This is a genomic window from Ruegeria sp. AD11(2025) (assembly GCF_056542405.1).
In genome coordinates this window covers 1-17,676 of sequence record NZ_JBQFZU010000048.1, presented here as the reverse complement: position 1 = coordinate 17,676, position 17,676 = coordinate 1, and the positions used below count along the sequence as shown (strand labels likewise).

Sequence of the window (17,676 nt, the reverse complement as noted above, 5' to 3'; positions counted from 1 at the left end):
GCGAAGACGGAAACGGTGCCGTCGAAGCCAAGGTCAAAGCCGAGGTCGCAGACCTCTGCGCCAAATTCCCGATCTATCCTAACCTGTAAGTCGGTTTAAAACTAAAGACCTGAGCGGCGCCTGATGGGCGCCGTTCTTTGTTGGGCGGATCAGATGAAACCCTGCCACCGCAGGAAAATGATCAGCAGCGCCAACAGGGCCAGCAGGTTGAACGCCAGCCCACCCAGCATCCCCAGAAACCAACCCAGCCGCTGGTCGGCGCGGTTGATCCCGCTCAGGTGGGCCTGAACCTCTTCTGACGCGCGAGCAAGTTTTGGAGCATCCAGCACCAGCCGCAGCTTGGGATGAGCCGCCATCGGCTCGGCATGCGCCAACATCAACGCCTGCTTGTAAATGCGGCGGGGCAGAAGCCGTTTGGCCTTGCGGATCGACTCAGCCAGCGTCTTGTCCTTTACACCCAGTTTCTTGCGCAGCAGTTGAACCGTTTGCGCAATCTGGCTTTGGATATCTGTGTTTTCCGACATGGCGGGCCTCCGAAGCTGCCAACTTACCCCCCATCGGCGAAGGCGACAATGGGGCTGGTTGTTTCTGATCACGGCGGGTATCACAGCCTCATGCTGAACACGATCACACATGGCGAGCCGACCGAGAAACTTCCTCTGCTTATTGCCCACGGGCTTTATGGCTCGGCCCGGAACTGGGGGGTGATTGCCCGGCGTCTGGCGGATGAGCGGCAGGTTGTGGCCGTCGATATGCGCAACCATGCCTACAGCATGTGGACCGATCAGCACAGTTATCCCGAATTGGCCAGTGATCTGGCCGAGGTGATCGAGCATTTCGGCGGCAAGGCCGACATTGTGGGCCATTCAATGGGCGGCAAGGCAGCAATGACGCTGGCCCTGCAACATGGGTCTCTGGTGCGCAAGCTGGTGGTCGCCGACATCGCGCCAGTGACTTACACCCACAGCCAGATCCAATTCATCGAAGCCATGCGCGCCGTCGATTTCTCGCTGATCGAGCGACGCTCGGACGCGGCGCAACAACTGGCCGATCAGGGTGTCGAACCCGCGCTTCAGAGCTTTTTCACGCAATCTATTGATATCAAAGGGAAACGCTGGTTGCTGAATCTGGATATTCTTGCGGCTGAGATGCCAAAGATCATGAGCTTTCCAAAGCTGGATGGGTCGTGGGAAGGCCCGGCCCTGTTCCTGTCGGGTGGAGAATCCGACTATGTCCTGCCCGCGCATCGCGATCTGATCCGGGCGCTATTTCCGGCCGCCAAATTTGCCAAGATTCCCGGTGCAGGTCATTGGTTGCACGCCGAAAAGCCCCGCGAGTTCGAAGCTGCCGTCCGGGCGTTCCTGAACGCCTGATCCTTTACTCCGAAACCTCGCCCCCGTCCTTGACCCAATCGGGCGGACCGCCGAGGCTGCGGACCCGCGCGTACCCCATGTCTTTCAGCAGCTTTCCCGCCAACCCAGCGCAAGCGCCAGCCGCACAATTGAGGATAATCGAGCATTCTTTCCGAAGGTCGAGATCACGGGGTGGCAAGGTCTCAGCGGCGCGCAACTTCAAAATTCCGCGCGGGATGTAGTGGGCACCGCTGGCCCGTCCTGTCTGCTGCAACTCGACGGCGTCGCGTAAGTCCAGTAGCAAATCGCCCTGCCCCTGCAACTCATTCGCTGTTCCGATGTCAACATGTCCAGCCACAGCATTGGCGGCCTTTATCTTGTCATGAACTGTCAGTGGCATATGTAGTCCACCGGTGGTTTTCGCCGGAGGACTTCATGCATTTCGTGGAAGGCGCGGACCGACCCCGTGGTCAGCCTGTTTACTGTTCGCGGAAGGCGCGCGACATGCTGTCTGTCACTGGTTTCGCGATATAAGCCGCGAATGTGCGCTCTTCGGTCTGGATCATGATCTCGGCGGGCATACCCGGGGTCGGGATAAAGCCCCTCACGCGCTCAATCTCTTCCGGTTCCAGCGAGATGCGGGCCAGATAGACCTCTTGCGGTGCACCATTGGTTTCCTCGATCAGCGAGTCAGCCGATAAATAAAACACCTGCCCGTTCAGCACTGGCGTCGTCCGTTGGTTCAGGGCGATCAGACGCACGGTTGCATCTTGCCCGGTCACTACGCTATCGATCTCGGTGCGCGGGATTTGCGCTTCGATGATCAGGGGGGCGTCGGCGGGTAGAATCTCGGCGATGGGTTCACCGGTTTCGATCACGCCGCCCGGCGTGTGATAGTGCAATCGCACCACAGTGCCCGTAACCGGAGCCCGCACAACCGCACGGTCCAGAACGCTGCGGGCCTGACGAGCTTTTTCGCGGACACTTTCCAGATCGGCTTCGATCACGCCCAATTCATCCAACGCAGCCTCGCGGTAGGCCGCCCGCGTGCGGGATATCTGTTCTTCGTATTTCAACAGCATCTGGCTGATTTCAGCCGCCTCGGCCTGCAACCGCGCCTGCTGACCTTCGGCTTCGGCCTGAACCCGGCGAATGGTGTTCAACTCGCCCTTGCGCACCAGCCCTTTCTTAAAAAGCGCCTGCTTGGTTTCAAATTCTTCCTGAAGGATTTCGGACCGCCGCACCATACTATCCAATTGCGCCTCGAACCCGCTGGAGCGAATTCTGAGCGCCTCCATGTTGCGTTCCAGCAAAGCGATGTCGTTCAGCAAGGTTTTTCGCGACAAATCAAAGGTGATCTTTTGCCCATCAAGGATGCTCATCACCTCGACATCATCCGAAGCGGTGATCAAGTTGGGAGAAAACTCCAGCCGTTGCTCTTCGCCGTATTCCGCATTCAGGCGTTCCGACATGGCCTGCAAGCGGATTTTACGGATAAACAACTCGCGCTCATTGGCTTCCGCCGAGGTTTGGTCCAGCGTCATCATCACTTGACCCGCTTTGACGGATTGGCCTTCGACAACCTTGATTTCCTGAATGATACCACCTTCCAGGTGCTGCACAATCTTGTTGCGGCCAGTGGCGACAAAGCTTCCCTGCGCGATGACCGCAGCGGCCAACGGCGCACTAAAAGACCAGACACCGAAGCCACCAAAGCAGACGACCAGCATGATGAGCCCGATGACAACCAAACGATTGATCGAGCGTGGAACTTCGGCATACCAGACGTCTGGATCCTTGGGATCGTTGTTCACGGGGACCAGTTCATTCATGTCGTACTCCCCTTTACTGCTTTTGAATGCCGGGCTGGTTGTTACGTGGCCCGTTCAGTTGTTGCAGAACTTGTTCGCGGTGACCAAACAGGGCCACACGACCATCTGTCAGCAACATGATCTTATCGACAACGTTCAGTAGCGTCGGCTTTTGCGTAATCACCACAACGGTAATCTTGTTTTCCCTGGCTTGTTCAATGGCCCGCGCCAACGCCTTGTCTCCAGCAACGTCCAGGTTCGAGTTCGGCTCGTCCAGAACCACCATGCGCGGATTGCCAAAGAACGCCCGCGCCAGTGCGATCCGCTGTTTCTGCCCGCCGGACAGCGGTGAACCATCTGCGGCCACAACGGTTTCGTAGCCCTGTGGCAGCGTCGCAATCATGTTGTGGACATCGGCCAGAACGGCAGCGTCGTGGATCTGCTCGTCGGTCGCATCTTCCCGCATCCGGCCAATATTGTCCTTGATAGTTCCGGGGAACAGTTGCACGTCCTGCGGTAGATAGCCGATGCTCTCACCAAACTGACGCGGGTCCCAGTTGCGGATATCCATCAGGTCAAGCCGAACACTGCCCGAAGTCGGCAGGACCGACCCGACCAGCGTTTTACCCAGCGTAGTTTTCCCTGCGCCAGAGTTGCCGATAATCGCCAGCGTCTCGCCCGGATTCAATGAAAAGCTGATTCCGTTCAGAACAACGCGCTTTGTGCCGCCAGGCACATAGAGCAGGCGTTCAACGTCCAGTCGACCCTCGGGGCGCGGCAGGCGCAGTTTCTCGAATTGCAGGGCTGAGTTGGACAGCAGTTGATTGATACGGCCATAGGCCCCACGCGTCAGCAGGAAGCTGTTCCATCCTTCAATCGAGCCTTCGATTGGTGCAAAGGCACGACCCGCGATGATTGAGGCTGCAATAACCATGCCGCCCGTTATTTCACCCTGCAACGCCAAATACGCTCCCCAACCCAGAATGGCGATCTGTGTCAACAGCCGTACTGCTCGGGAAATGGCGGCAAAAATCACATTCCGGTCCTGAGCGCGAACCTGCCATGTCAGGGATTGGGCAGTATCACGACCCCAGATACGAACGGCCTCTGGGATCATGGCCAGAGCGTTGATGATCTGGCTGTTCCGCGACATCGAATCCAGATGCAGGTTTGCCATGGACTGCGCCTTGTTAGCCTCGGCGAAGGGTTTAGCCGTCATACGCTGGTTGATGAATGCAATCGCCATCAGCAGCAAGGCCGTCACGATCACGATCGTCCCTAGCTGTGGATGTACCAAAAAGATCATCAGGATAAACAATGGCGCAAAGGGTACATCCAGGAAGGATATCAGCGTGCCCGAAACCAGAAATCCCCGAACTTGCTGCAGGTCACCCAAGGTCTGGTATTCACGTCCATTACCGTGCAGCGAGGCATGCGCTGCTGCGCTCAGCACCGGGGCACCAAGACGGGCGGCAACCTCGACCGCTGTCCGCATCAGCATGAAACGCCGCACGGCATCAAAGGCCGATTGGAAGATCACTGCCCCCGCGACAATCGCCGTCAGCATGACAAGCGTGTCCAGCGACCGGCTGGTTAGAACACGGTCACTGATCTGGAAAAGATAGATCGGGATCGCAAGGATCAAACAATTCGTCGCACAGGTCAGAACCAGCACAAAGGCCAGATTTTTATAGATCGCCCGCAGCGAGGTGCGTAACGTTTTCCTAAAATCTTCTGGCGGAGTACGTTTGTGAAATGTCTGGGGTGGCCCTTTTCCATCGCCGCCACCAGAATTGCTGCGCAGCAATGGTTCATTTGCCTTGGCCTCGATAGTGGTGCCCATGCGATCACCGCCATTCGAGCGCGACGCCGGGGGTATACGGTCGCTCGTTTTATTGACGGGTTCGGGATCGGGGCTCTCGACGTCGGCCACCCCAGCACCGCTGCCCTGTTGGTCACTGTCTTCGGCAGGCTGCGGCTGCTCGCGCCGGGGGGGAGGTCCGGCGCGCAGTTGCGGTTCCTCTTTCACTTGGTGATGAGCAGGTTTCGCTTTCACGGTTTTTTCGGCGCTCGCATCGCTTTGGGCGACTGCCTCCCGATTGCCGTCTTGTGGATCACTAATGCGGAAATCTTCGCTAAGGCGTAATCCCGGAATTTTCTTCAGTTTCTTTTCAGACTGGCCCGCGCTTGGCGGTTTCGAAACGCCGCCGCCGTTACGATCCAACGGACTGGCGTATCGTCTCGGGCGCGACGGAAAAACAATCGACATGTCAAAACTTTCAGGTCACTCGTAACAAACAGGGTTACTACGCTAGCATAGTTTGCAGTCCGTCGTCGACGGTTGCCTGTTCCGAAGGGGTCAATTTGTTGTGGTCCGCGCAGTTCTTAGCATTGGCCGCGGCATCCATTTCTTCCATCATAAGCGCTACGGCTTCGCTGACGATCTCGGCCTTTTCCTCTTCCACACTATCGATCAGGCTCGCCTGATGCAGCATGAGTTCCGAGTATGCTTCTTCTTTCGCCATAATGACTGAATCGACACCCATCTTGTTGATACTGGCTTTGTTCAGAATGGCGTTGCCCGCTGCCAGAGCGGAAACCTCCTGACCCTTTGGATCGATATAGATGTCGTCCTCGTCCTGTAACTTGGTCACTTGCTCGATGGCATTGACCTGCAACAGATCGCCATCGATCTTGAGGACACGCACCAACTCTGCACCTGCGAACATCGGGTCGTTCAGCAAAGCATCTTCTAATGCATCTGTATCGACTTCCTGCAATGGTATTGCTTCCGCAAGAGAGTCGCTCAGTTCCTCATGTGTGTCTTCACCGGTTGTCTTCAGAGAAACCTCATTCATCACAAGGTTCTCTTCCGCTTCTGTCGGATGGGCACCATAAACCACGTCACTATCCATAAGAGCGATCGTCTGGGTCACAACATCGATCGAGAGCATGTCCCCACCAATTATGATCACATCGTAGAAACTGCCCAGTTGCAGAATATCAGTGACATTGGTCATGATATTCTCACCCAGGGTATATGCGGTGGACGTGGCTGTGACCTCAGTGTGAATGTGGTCGATATCCGTGGCGTCGATGATCTGTTTGATGAAATTTGTCACCAACAGATCGCCATCAATCCAGTCGATCATCACAATCGGGTCTTGCCCAGGTTCGCCAACGTTGTCCGCCAACCAATGTGCCTCGCTGCCTTCGACCAGAATTTCTGAAGACTGGACCACATGCGTTTTGCTTTGTACGCCCGGCGCACCCTGATCGAAGTCGGAGACGACAGCGACCTGACTGACAACGCCCAGATTAACGGATTGCCCACCAACCAGAATATTGGGCGCGTCCACCCAGCCGACATTGATGGCAACTTCGTTAACCGCCAGGTTGCCACCCGCGACCACCGAATGGCCGCCCTCAAACTCACTACCTTCGGGCTTATCCCACTCAGCTGGCAGTGGATCCCAAGAGTCGTCTTCGGTATCGTCTTCCTCGGTCTTAAGATTTTCCGGCAGTAAATCCTTAAAGTCCGGAGCTTCATCAACGTATTCGCCGTTAACAATCACGCCGATGGCGTCCTCGCCATGGAACTGAACGACTGTAGCGCCGTCGATATCGATATGGATTGACGCCTGTATCTGATCAATCAACTGCTCAACTGCATCCCCAGACAAGTAGTCATCGATGTGAATGGACGGTGGGGAAATCGCATGCAGGGACAGGGCCATTTCAAGCAACGCCTCGCCCTTCGCCATCAGGGTTTCGACATCGCGAAAATCACCTTCGCCGATGACATCGTTGTCGTTCAGCTTAATCGTCTGGAACGTATAGGTAACGGCCGATCCGATTAGGTCGGTCACCATCTCAGGCATCAGCTGAATAAAGTTCAGTTGAATGCTCGTTCCACCGACTCCAAGTGCCTCGGGCAGGGAGAAATCATTGTCCGGTGCGGATCCCAGATTGACTTCGGAGTCGTTCAATGGCCCTGGGCCCGCCGGGGCCGAAGCGAGTTGTTCCTGAGGAGTAAAAAACTTGTAAGGCAACGGGTCATATTCACCCGGGTCCATCTTCAGGTTTGCCTTGATCTCAACGCGAGTGGGGTCTTCCAGTTCTTCCAATTCTGCTTTTCGTTTCAGTGCGACAAATTCTTCGTACTGATCCCGCAACCGGGCCTGTTCGATCGTTATTTCAAATGTTCCGATGAAATGGGCAATTTGTTCTGTAATACTGTCTAGCGACATTTCAGTGTCCTTTCCCCGCCCCGGCCTGAAATTTCCGGTTGAGGTGAAGCTGGGCCGAGGCCGCCCGATACGGCCTCGGCGTTTTCTTGAATGAAATCAGAGCCCGCACTGGGCGGGCTCTGGTCTCAGTTACACGTCGGTATCGTCGCTGGAGTAGCTCGACGACATGTTACCACCAACCATCGTTGTATCGACATCGTTGCCAAGAACGTTGGCGCCCATGACGATCGACTGGTTGAAGGCCGATGTATCGACCACTGCTGCAGCAGACGCATAGGATTCACCGTTCACAATGCCGTCGCCGCCATTGTTAGAACCCCATGTTCCTCCGTTTCCGCCGGCACCGCCATCACCCGAGTTTGCACCCGAAGCGTTGCCGCCGGTGTTCATGCCGCCTTTGGCGTCGCCAGCTTCAGCAAATCCATGCGCGTTACCGCTGGTTCCGCCGTAAGCTTGTGCGGCACCGCCGCCACCACCGATGCCGGATTCCGACATACCTGTGGCTTCTCCGGTTCCGGTCGAGGTTGCGTCGTTGTCGGAGTCTGCTGCACCGCCGTAACCCGAAATCGCTTCGGACATGCTGTCAGCACTGCCATCAACGTCGGCAGTCGCGAAGACTTCGGCCAGGCCGCCGTCACCGGCAGTGTTGGTTGCATCAACAGATCCGGTACCAGTACCGTCCGATGTTGCATCCTGATCGACCGCGCCACCGCCGCCGCCAACACCGTCTGCCATCGCATCAGCGGATCCGCCAGCATCTGCAGTGCCATCGGCATCATTGAATCCGCCTTCTCCGGCATCGGAATCTGCGTCCTGATCGCCAACGCCGCTTGCATCGACTCTTGCGTCCGCGGGGCCACCATTGCCGTCGCCGCCGTCACCGTCGCCACCGGTACCTTCAGCGCCATTGCCGTCACCGCCGTTACCGTCGCCGCCGTCGCCGCCGTCACCGCGAGCGCCGTCACCACCGGTGCCTTCAGCGCCATTGCCGTCGCCACCGTCGCCGCCGTCACCGCGAGCACCGTCACCGCCGTTGTCGCCGTCGCCGCCGTCACCGCCGTTGCTGCTGTCGTCACGGCCTCGGTTACCGCCGTCACCGCCGTCACCGCCGTCACCGCCGTCACCGCCGTCGCCGCCGTCACCGCCGTCACCGTAACCGCCGTCACCGTAACCGCCGTCACCGTCACCGCCGTCACCGCCGTCACCGCCGTCACCGTAACCGCCGTCACCGTAACCGCCGTCACCGTAACCGCCATCACCGTCACCGCCGTCACCGTCACCGCCGGTTCCGTCTGTATGATTGGCTGCCAGACCACCAGCAAGACCCAGTCCGATGTTACCCGCACCGCTGTCGCCGCCATCTGCGTTGCCAGTCGACGTGTCGTTGTCGGCATCGCTGTCTTGGTCGGCATCCGCGTCCGAGTCATTGTCTCCGCCGGAGGAATCAGCAGCATTGCCGGCACCCGACAGTCCAAGACCCAAACCAAGGCCAAGCGAACCTGCGTGTCCACCATCACCACCGGTGCCATCGGCATCTACATTAGAGTCACTGGCTTGGTTGGCCTCAGAATAGCTGTCTGCGTCACCGGTATCTCCACCGTCGCTATCGCCATCTGCTGAAGCTTCGGACTTGCCAACGCCCAGGCTCGCCGTTTTTGCATCACCCGAGTCGCCACCGTCACCTGCCGTTGCATCGGCACTGGCATCGCCCGTGTAACCGCCGCCAGCAACTGCTGTGGCACCGTGAACATAAGAACCCGCGTCGCCGGCTTCTGTCGAGCCACCATCGCCGGAATCGCCACCAACTGAGCTGGTTGAGATGCCCTCACTGGCTTCGGCATGTCCGCCGGACGCATCACCGTTTTGCTCAAACGAGCCGTAGTTTTCGACAACAGCACTGCCCAGCTCATCATTGTCTTGAAGATGCGCCATCTGGCTATTGAAGGATGCCATATCGTTGCCGGCACCATCCAACGAGACATCAATGTTAATGTCATCGCCTGGATCATAGTCGAAATCGCCACCAACGGTGATGACGTCATCTACCGAACCGCCGTCATAAACGTCGATATCTACGTGATCGTCGTCGCGGGGAATCCACTCGCCTTCGCCAAAGTCAATGTTGACAGAGTTCGAGTTGTCGTTGCTGTCATCGCCGCCGTTAGTGTTTTGCTGCTGCTGCTTCTGATGTTGATCCTGATCCTGATCTTGCTTCTGTTTTTGATCATTTTCGTTGTCAACGTTCGTGTCTTGATCTTGCTTCTGTTGCTGTTGCTGATCGTTATCGACGCTGTTGTCGTTCGTCTGTTCTTGCTCATTCAGATTTGCGTCGATTTCGGCTTCTTTAACGTTGATATCAGCATCGACGTCAACGTCAGCATTTTCGACGTTCACTTCGCCGATTGCCGTTATATCATTGGCTGGTTGATGATGGTTGCGTTTACTCATTTTGAAATTCCACTTTTTAAGCGCTCAACCGTCATTCATCTACAAAACGGCTATTGGCGCGGTTGAAACAAATTGAAGCATTCAGGCGCAAAACGCGCTTGAAGCGGTTTCGTTCAGTGAACTCGTTTCTCACCTTCCTTTCCCGGCTAAGCCGATGCGCTGTCCGCGGTATGAAAGATTCGCGTAAATTCACGATTCGCGGACACGTCAGGAATAATGCTTCCCAAATTGAAGCAGGATCATCGTTGCAGCAGGAAGGCGCCCTGAATAGCTGCTCTAAAGCATTAGACAGTCTTACTTAATTGTTTTTAAATGAAAATTTAGACTTTTAACTTGAGATGGCTGGCGAGAGCACGGAAATGTGGCCGAAGTTCGTCAGATCAGTTAAAATCCTAATTTTACTCTATTTTTACGAGAAGGCATTCAGAAAACCTACCCGAAAGTTCTAGTTCCAATCGGCTATTCGACACGGAATGTTGATGAAAAATAGACTTTCAGGTATAGTGGCAAGGTAACAACTGTTAATTTACTGATAATTACGCTTTGCGTTTTGTTTACGATTTCGCCGCAGATTGTGTGGCGTGGGTTTATAGGGGGAAATAATGAGCATTCCGTTGCAGGATAGTGTTGCCCAAATAAATGTTTGTTCCGAAGACTTCTCGATCAATTTCATCGGCAAAGAACTCTTCTTTTCAAATCAAACTCTTCGAAACGTTCACTCGGAATTCGGTGTATTCGCACATCGGTATGACGATATCGCAGAATTGAAATCTGTCGGATATGCAGGTTCGGTGGCCGGCAAAGTGGTGGTCATTGATCAGATCATGCTGGACGACTTGCTTGCTCGACCGCACGTCTATACCGCAGCTGCCGGGAACGGCTGCCTTGCCTTCGCTTACCGAAAAGAGGACGCCGCGCGTTCTTTGTTTGAAGCGTGGGACCGAGCGCAATTCGGCGATATTGGATATCTGCCGATGAATGTCGCGCCGGACGTGTGGCGTTCCATTCTTCGCTTGCTGATGCATGAAGAACTATATCTGCCCAGCTTTCTTGCCGATTGCGTTTCTGCTCCTTCGCCCCAGAACAAGCCATGCCTGTTAAAAGAAAGCAGTGTCGAACCGAAACTGGCACCGAAAGAGCCGCATCCGGTTTATTCTCGCCTGACGCGGCGGGAAAAACAGGTTCTACAGTTGGTCTCTAAAGGTCAGAGCAACAAGATCATTGCCGCAAACCTCGGCATTACCGAACATACGGTGAAACTGCACATGCACAATGTTGCGGGCAAAATCGGTGTCAGCAACAGAACGGCTGCAGCACAGTTTTATTTCGAAGTTGTAGCCGAAGAAACGCACGGTCAGATCGTTGACTGAAACGCTGGAAACCCGTTTTGACCGTCTGATCCTGCTGGTCGGCAGATTGAACTACATGTGGACCAACACTGAAAGCCTGTTGATCCACTTGATTGCTGGCCTGAGTGGCACCAACAAGGATGTCGCGGTCATTGTGTTCCTGACTCTCAACACCACACGTGCCCGGATTGACCTGGTCGAGCGACTTGCCAAGATGGAAGGACGCCCATCAGAGATACGCGATCCGATCCTGGAGCACACACAGCGACTGAGCAAACTGTCCTCAATTCGCAACAGGTACAATCACTGCATCTACTCGTTCGATGCTGAAAGCGGAAACCCCAAGACCATCCTAATGCGCATCGCGGACCGAAAGACCGACATAAAACTGGGGCGTGCAGATACTGTCGATGAAGAAGCCATTCAGAAAATCGAGGACGTTGTCGCGCAGCTTTCTGCCGCGAATCGCGACATCTGGCGCCTGATCAATCAGCTTGGATTTCCGGTGTAAAAAGATGACTGGTGCGGATGGCGGGGACAGAACCCGCAAGTCCCGGTACGAGGGATTTTAAGTTATTGAATCAATGATATTTTAACCCCTCACAGCGCCTAATGAGGGTCCGCGGAGCCAAGGAAACAAGACATCATCGTCTCCTAGCATGTCCTGAGACCTGCCAGGACCTAACCGAAATAGGGCCTGAAACATGGCCTACGGAGACGATAGATATGACGATAAAACTCACGCAGGCCACGGTATCGCAGCTCACAGAAGATCACCCAGCGGGAACACAGATCTACGACAGCGAAGCGAAAGGCCTGCGTCTCATCGTGGGCAGGCGCGGCATCTCTTACAAGCATGTCGGGCGCATCAACGTTGGCACCGGCCGGTACGTGTCTGTCATGATCGGCAGAATCGATGAGGTGTCACTGCGCAGCGCCAGAGAACGCTCGGCAGAACTCAGGCTGGCCTTGCGGCGCGGTGAGGATCTGAGAGCCACGAAAGTCGCCGCACCGACCATTGCAGCTGCCTTTGAGCGCGATCTGTCAGAACGGTCAGATCTGAGTCAACAGACGATATTGTAGTATCGGCAAAAGGTGGACGGACCGCTTAAGGCACTTCGTAAGCTGCCTGCGGATCGCATCGATCGCGAGACGGACCGATCCTTGCACGAGCGATTAACGAGGCGATCCGGCCCCTACTGTGCAAACGGAACCATGCGTGTCCTCAAGCTGCTTCTGAACGACGTTGCTAGAACCCATGACCTTCCACCAAACCCTGTCAAACGCGGCGTACGCATGAACAAGGAACAAGCACGAGACTGGGCTGTTGGTCCGGATGACATGCCGCTGCTCTGGCGCAGGCTGAACGCGACGGAAGATCGGATACGCCGCGTCTGCTGGTTGTTGATGCTGACCACAGGCCTGCGATCAGGCAAGGTGTTTGCCATCTGCAGAATGTCTTGCCAGAGCTGTGAGGCCAAAAATATCTTCGCAGTAGAGTTCCCCATCCCAGGAAAACTAGAAGAGACCAAAAAACTCGCGAAAGAAATATCGCGCTGAGTTCACCTCCTAAAATCAAGTGATTTGCGGACAGGTAATTTACCGTCAACTAATGGTAAGACACTTATAGACGCCTATGGTCTAACCAAACCTGCAATTTATCAACATGTCAAAGTTGAGTTTGCAGAAAAGGGCAGCGTGTTAAGTGCAATAAGTGAAACTCTCGAATAACGGCCGACTGAGGATGATCTTTCAAAGGCCATAGGGGATAGTCGAGCACTCCTAGGAGAAGTGGGCATTGACAATGCTGGCGGACATTTTGAGCGGTGACAAACTCCCCTACTCGATTTCCATAGTCGATGAGCTACACTCTGACCCCCACGAAACAAAAAACTATGTGCCTTAGCTTCGCCAAAGCATGGTCGATTGATTCACTTGTTTGAGGGTTCAACCTACGATGAAATTGATGTGTACGTCCAAACGGGCGCTTTCTCACGGCATTTGGTAGCCCATAGTTCTGCAAACATATCTACGGGTGGCGGCGAGCTAGGATCGTAATTGAATATCGTTTAGATAGCCCGAGCGAATTACTAACCGATATCTTCAAAAACCACTTCGGGTCATATAACAATCAGAACTCGAACTTTGACATGGCCTTAACAGGTGGCAAACTGGACACGATACTGACAGGGATATCAGCGGCATACCTGCTAATCAACAGGGTCAATCTATGTTAGACCCAACGGCTGCGGCGCCGAGAGGTTTTCATCTGGCATTGGAGCGACCAAAATCTATAAATTCGAGCAGATTTAGGAGGAAAACCAAGGCTGGGATTTCCAAACTAATGCGCAGCTCCACTTAGCAGAAAACCAAGTTGCGTAAATTTGGTACCCGCGGCCGGACTCGAACCGGCACGGCCTTCCGGCCCAGAGATTTTAAGTTACTGAGTCTGAGATATTTTATCGCCTTGTAGCGCTTACTGAGGGTCCGCGCGGCCAAGAAAACAAGACATCATCTTTTCGTAGCACGTCCTGAGACTTCTCAGGACCTAACCGAAACATGGCCTGAAATATGGCCTACGGAGGCGATCAAAGATGACCACTAAACTCACACAGGCAATTGTGTATGGACTGGCCGATAATCATTCACCTGGCGCACAGATCTATGACAGTGAGTCGAAGGGCCTCAGACTCGTTGTGGGAAAGCGGGGCACCTCCTATAAGCATGTGGGCCGAATAAACGACGGCACTGGCCGGTACGTTTCGGTCATGATCGGAAGGACGGACGAGGTGTCGCTGCGCGGCGCCAGGGAGCGCTCGGCAGAGCTCCGACTGGCGCTACGGCGAGGCGTTGATCCGAGGGCTAAGAAGGTAGCGGTGCCGACCATCGCAGAGGCCCTTGAGCGATACCTTGACGGTCGACCCGATCTAAGCGAACGGACAGTCTTATGGTACCGCCAGAAGGTCGACGGTTCGCTCTGTGGCCTGCGGAAGCTGCCGGCAGATCGGATCGACCGCGAAACCGTAAGGTCACTTCACGAGAGACTGACCAAAAAATCTGGCCCCTATTGTGCTAACGGTGCGATGCGAGTACTCAAACTGCTGTTGAACGACGTTGCTCGCACCCACGATCTTCCTCCAAATCCGGTCACGCGCGGCGTTCGAATGAACAAGGAGCATGCGCGTGACTGGGCAGTTGGCCCTGATGAGATGCCTCAGCTCTGGCGCGGATTGGATGCGATGGAGGACCCTGTTCGTCGCGCATGCTGGTTGCTAATGCTGACTACTGGTCTTCGCTCTACGAACGCTCGCTCAGTGAGGTGGGAACATCTAGATGACGATGGGGTGTTGTACATTCCCCGAGCCAAGTCAGGACGTAGTTTTCACCTGCCCTTGCCACGTCTCATGGTCCAAGAACTCGGTGAGGTGCGCGAACTTACGAAGCCACTTGAGAGCCAGTTCATCTTTCCTTCAGCGCTTTCTAAGTCGGGTCACATTGAACAGATGGTTCGACTTAAGTCTTTCCCATATGCTCCGCACCAGATGCGCCACACTTACCGGACTCATGCGCTAGAGGCTGGCGTGGATTTCCAGTCGGTGACGATGTTGATGGACCACGCCAACGCTCATGTTTCGTTCAATTATGTGACCCGTGCACATCTGACGGGACATCTCCGAGATTGTCAGGAACAGATTTGGTCGCGGTTAAATTCGTACAGAAACGCTGTCTAGACGCCTCCAATTGTGGTATTATAGCTGATCTGGATCTTCTGATTGAGTGCGTATGAAACAAGCTTCATTGGAAAAACCACTTGGGTTCATCGGGGAGTTGGCAAGTCAACTTTCCGACAGAGAGAAAATAGATTTCTATTGCCGCTTCTTGAGGAGTCAAAGAGCGGAAAACGTTTTTCCACTTGTAGATTCCTTACCAGAGTTACGTTCCCTCACTTTTCAGAAGTTTTGGAAGAACCAAGGCTACGGTGAGCTTTGCGAAAGGCACCCTCATCAAGTTCTAACTTGGACGGTCGGAAAAATAGAAGAAGTGCTTGAGGATTTGATTGGGCGGTATGAAAGTGAAAAAAAAATCTTGTCCAAAGAATTGGCTCGAAAACGAAGATCATCCCTGACATTCGGGCGTATTGTAGTTGTTATTTGAGTTGCCCGTCGTTGAAGAGATGCTGTCTGAATTCCCATGTCGCCAAAAAATAATAGAACTAAACGGACCCAAGCAGATGAATACATCATCAGAAAAGAGACGATAGACCCAGGAATCTAGTGCAACGAAGGAGCATCGAGTCCTGCGTCTTAAAATATTCTACTTTTTTCGTGAAGTTATTTGAGAACTGATTATGAACAACAAAAATGAACCAGATCCTGAAGGCGACTTCTGGTTAAAAACACTAGATTTGATCCGATTTGTCCTAATCGGCAATCCTCTGAAACGGTTCTTCACAACGATATTCTTAGGTGGGTTAACACTGATCGGTGGAGAAGGGATTTGGTACCTAATTACCGAGTATCTGATTCAAAATCATGGACTTTTTATAGAACGCCCGGAGCCTGATCCGGATAAGGACAGACACTGGCTCACTGTTCGGAACTCCGGATTGTTGTTCTGCGCCACTGGGATCACCCTTCATTTGGTTTTGTTTTTTTTCGAGCAATTTAGATCCTGGAAAGACTGCAGGAAAGACCGCAAAAACAAAGTCGCACAGCTCGTTGGCACCTTGAGAGCAATTGTAGATGGGTTTTCAGATCAAAGCCTAGAACGCAGTTCAGGCTTCATGTCAGATGATATCTGCAATGCAAAGAGACTTGCTATTTCGCTGGCTTCTAGTCTCCCTGAGTCAATCGTTTCCGAACCCATTTTCGCAATAATTTGTGATCCGAAAATTGACGCCAGTGGCGTCAATCCATACCATGGGATAAGACCCGAACAACTCAGTGAATTTGCTGACCTATTAGCCAGATTCTGGGAAAAACAAAAATGAAACTAAACGCTTACGAGGAGTCTATCGTCCACGATTACATCATGGGTGTGGTTGACGCCATTTCAGAAGATCATAACGATATACTCGAAAAGGCAGAGTTGGGCATCCAATTTTCCAGGCGCGTCGATTTCGAAATTGACACAGAGAGTCTGGGCATAACGGAGCCTCCTTTGCCCGCGTTCAGCATGCGGCCACGAGGCACAGCACTTCTTATATTCTCGCAAAACGCGGAGATGGCTAGGGAAGTACTATCGGCTTTCAAGAACGGTGTACTAAAAACTCTGACACTACGTGTTGAAAGGTCTTGGCGATGTTACATTAGATGCGACAACCGCGTTATTGAGAAGGTATGCGAAGAAGACAAAGAGTCGACGGAGGCATGCTGCAGCGCTTTGCGGGCTGAATGTTGATCCATATCGACCCAGAGAATTTCCATGAAGGCTATCGAGACTAGAACTGAGTTTTCGACAGAATATTTAAACGTAGCAGTACTACCCACGCCTATTTGCGCCGTGATGTGAGCCTAAGCTTGGAATGATATTGCCAGTTTCCTCAAAAGCAGAACAAGCCGACCTTAAACCAAGGATTTTCAGGGGAGCAGGTTTAGGAAACTTACGTTAGAGGTATCAAATTGAGAAAGAAGAGCATCAAGCTAGCGGCCAGTACTTTTCAGGCCAACATTGACGATATATTGACTTTTACTCAGCGGGCTAGGGCCGCCGGGCCACTAACAGATATGGATGAATCTTGGTGCTACGACCTTGCCATTATCCGGGTTTACCGTGAGTTTGAGGATTTGATCCTGAGTTGTTTGGTTGCTTTGATAAACAGCGACTCGAGCACTTTTTCTGCACACAAGAATCGTGATTTTCCTGCGCACATGAACGTCGAGGTTTGCGAGTACCTTATATGTGGTGACGGATACTTTGATTTTGCCGGTAGGTCCGGCTTGATTAGCACAATTAAGAAAATTGTACCTACGGGACACTGGCTGCCTACCATAGTAGCTGATGCCACTTATCGGGACGCTCTGGACAAACTGAGTGCGTTGAGAAACTTTGCAGCACACGACAGCGCCGTATCGAAGAAAAGAGCACTACTAGCCATCAACCAACTGCGCATATCCTCCACCGGCGCATGGCTAAAAAAGCAAAACCGATTTGATGCCATCTGCGCCAGCTTAAAGGCCATGGCACAACAAATTGAGGCTCAAGCAGCATATTGATTCCAAGCTCCCGAAGGGATTCTTCGTGGTAATGGACGATTGGATGGTACGTCAGGTTCGACAGAACGTATTAGTGCTTCAGTTGGTCGGCTGAATGCTTCCTTGCGCCTATAAGTGCACTCCTCTAATTCGAGCAACTCCCGAAACCTCCGTGTGCTAGCTAGGGTCAGGACTCATAGCCAATAGATGACGAGTGCTGCGAGGGCGATGGCTGACAGGAAGACCTTCGGGCACCTGTCGTAGCGGGTCGC

16 protein-coding genes are annotated in these 17,676 nt (G+C 53.7%); 10 read left to right on the top strand and 6 right to left on the bottom strand.

What is annotated here, in order from left to right; translation table 11 throughout:
* Positions 1–149 precede the first annotated feature (149 nt).
* The gene (locus ACR1XY_RS23095) at positions 150–524 is read right to left on the bottom strand and encodes a hypothetical protein (protein WP_480596932.1); all 375 of its coding nucleotides are present in this window, start codon (positions 522–524) and stop codon (positions 150–152) included.
* 48 nt (positions 525–572) lie between these two features.
* Here ACR1XY_RS23095 and ACR1XY_RS23090 point away from each other — a divergent pair, with 48 nt between their 5' ends.
* Positions 573–1,373, top strand: coding sequence for an alpha/beta fold hydrolase (locus ACR1XY_RS23090; RefSeq protein ID WP_480596930.1), 801 nt, complete (start codon positions 573–575; stop codon positions 1,371–1,373).
* 4 nt (positions 1,374–1,377) lie between these two features.
* Here the strand turns inward: ACR1XY_RS23090 and ACR1XY_RS23085 are convergent, their stop codons facing one another.
* The 5 genes from ACR1XY_RS23085 to ACR1XY_RS23065 all read right to left on the bottom strand — a co-directional run bounded on the left by ACR1XY_RS23085 (position 1,378) and on the right by ACR1XY_RS23065 (position 9,345).
* Positions 1,378–1,752, bottom strand: coding sequence for a rhodanese-like domain-containing protein (locus tag ACR1XY_RS23085; RefSeq protein WP_480596928.1), 375 nt, complete (start codon positions 1,750–1,752; stop codon positions 1,378–1,380).
* A gap of 79 nt (positions 1,753–1,831) precedes the next feature.
* The gene (locus ACR1XY_RS23080; protein ID WP_480596926.1) at positions 1,832–3,184 is read right to left on the bottom strand and encodes an HlyD family type I secretion periplasmic adaptor subunit; all 1,353 of its coding nucleotides are present in this window, start codon (positions 3,182–3,184) and stop codon (positions 1,832–1,834) included.
* A 13-nt stretch (positions 3,185–3,197) separates the two neighbouring features.
* Positions 3,198–5,432 (bottom strand): type I secretion system permease/ATPase, encoded by a 2,235-nt coding sequence (locus tag ACR1XY_RS23075; protein ID WP_480596924.1) that lies wholly within the window; start codon positions 5,430–5,432, stop codon positions 3,198–3,200.
* Positions 5,433–5,469: 37 nt separating this feature from the next.
* Positions 5,470–7,413, bottom strand: coding sequence for a type I secretion protein (locus ACR1XY_RS23070; RefSeq protein ID WP_480596922.1), 1,944 nt, complete (start codon positions 7,411–7,413; stop codon positions 5,470–5,472).
* A gap of 129 nt (positions 7,414–7,542) precedes the next feature.
* Positions 7,543–9,345 (bottom strand): hypothetical protein, encoded by a 1,803-nt coding sequence (locus ACR1XY_RS23065; RefSeq protein ID WP_480596920.1) that lies wholly within the window; start codon positions 9,343–9,345, stop codon positions 7,543–7,545.
* On the opposite strand from ACR1XY_RS23065, the gene ACR1XY_RS23060 reads away from it, so the two are divergent.
* The 9 genes from ACR1XY_RS23060 (at position 9,337) to ACR1XY_RS23020 (ending at position 17,425) form a co-directional block, all read left to right on the top strand.
* Positions 9,337–9,927 (top strand): hypothetical protein, encoded by a 591-nt coding sequence (locus ACR1XY_RS23060; RefSeq protein ID WP_480596918.1) that lies wholly within the window; start codon positions 9,337–9,339, stop codon positions 9,925–9,927. The genes ACR1XY_RS23065 and ACR1XY_RS23060 overlap by 9 nt on opposite strands.
* A 536-nt stretch (positions 9,928–10,463) precedes the next feature.
* Positions 10,464–11,231 (top strand): helix-turn-helix transcriptional regulator, encoded by a 768-nt coding sequence (locus ACR1XY_RS23055; protein WP_480596916.1) that lies wholly within the window; start codon positions 10,464–10,466, stop codon positions 11,229–11,231.
* Complete coding sequence (locus ACR1XY_RS23050) at positions 11,224–11,721, top strand: hypothetical protein (protein WP_480596913.1); 498 nt, start codon at positions 11,224–11,226, stop codon at positions 11,719–11,721. The genes ACR1XY_RS23055 and ACR1XY_RS23050 overlap by 8 nt, the downstream gene beginning before the upstream one ends.
* A 215-nt stretch (positions 11,722–11,936) precedes the next feature.
* On the top strand, positions 11,937–12,293 hold the full coding sequence (locus ACR1XY_RS23045; RefSeq protein WP_480596911.1) for an integrase arm-type DNA-binding domain-containing protein: 357 nt from the start codon (positions 11,937–11,939) through the stop codon (positions 12,291–12,293).
* Between the two features lie 213 nt (positions 12,294–12,506).
* Positions 12,507–12,770, top strand: a complete 264-nt coding sequence (locus tag ACR1XY_RS23040; RefSeq protein ID WP_480596909.1) for a hypothetical protein — start codon at positions 12,507–12,509, stop codon at positions 12,768–12,770.
* 1,034 nt (positions 12,771–13,804) lie between these two features.
* The gene (locus ACR1XY_RS23035; protein WP_480596907.1) at positions 13,805–14,941 is read left to right on the top strand and encodes a tyrosine-type recombinase/integrase; all 1,137 of its coding nucleotides are present in this window, start codon (positions 13,805–13,807) and stop codon (positions 14,939–14,941) included.
* Between the two features lie 52 nt (positions 14,942–14,993).
* A complete protein-coding gene (locus ACR1XY_RS23030; RefSeq protein WP_480596905.1) occupies positions 14,994–15,365 on the top strand; it encodes a hypothetical protein in 372 nt (123 codons plus the stop codon).
* Between the two features lie 193 nt (positions 15,366–15,558).
* A complete protein-coding gene (locus ACR1XY_RS23025) occupies positions 15,559–16,200 on the top strand; it encodes a hypothetical protein (RefSeq protein ID WP_480596903.1) in 642 nt (213 codons plus the stop codon).
* Between the two features lie 631 nt (positions 16,201–16,831).
* Complete coding sequence (locus ACR1XY_RS23020) at positions 16,832–17,425, top strand: hypothetical protein (RefSeq protein WP_480596900.1); 594 nt, start codon at positions 16,832–16,834, stop codon at positions 17,423–17,425.
* Positions 17,426–17,676: the final 251 nt, after the last annotated feature.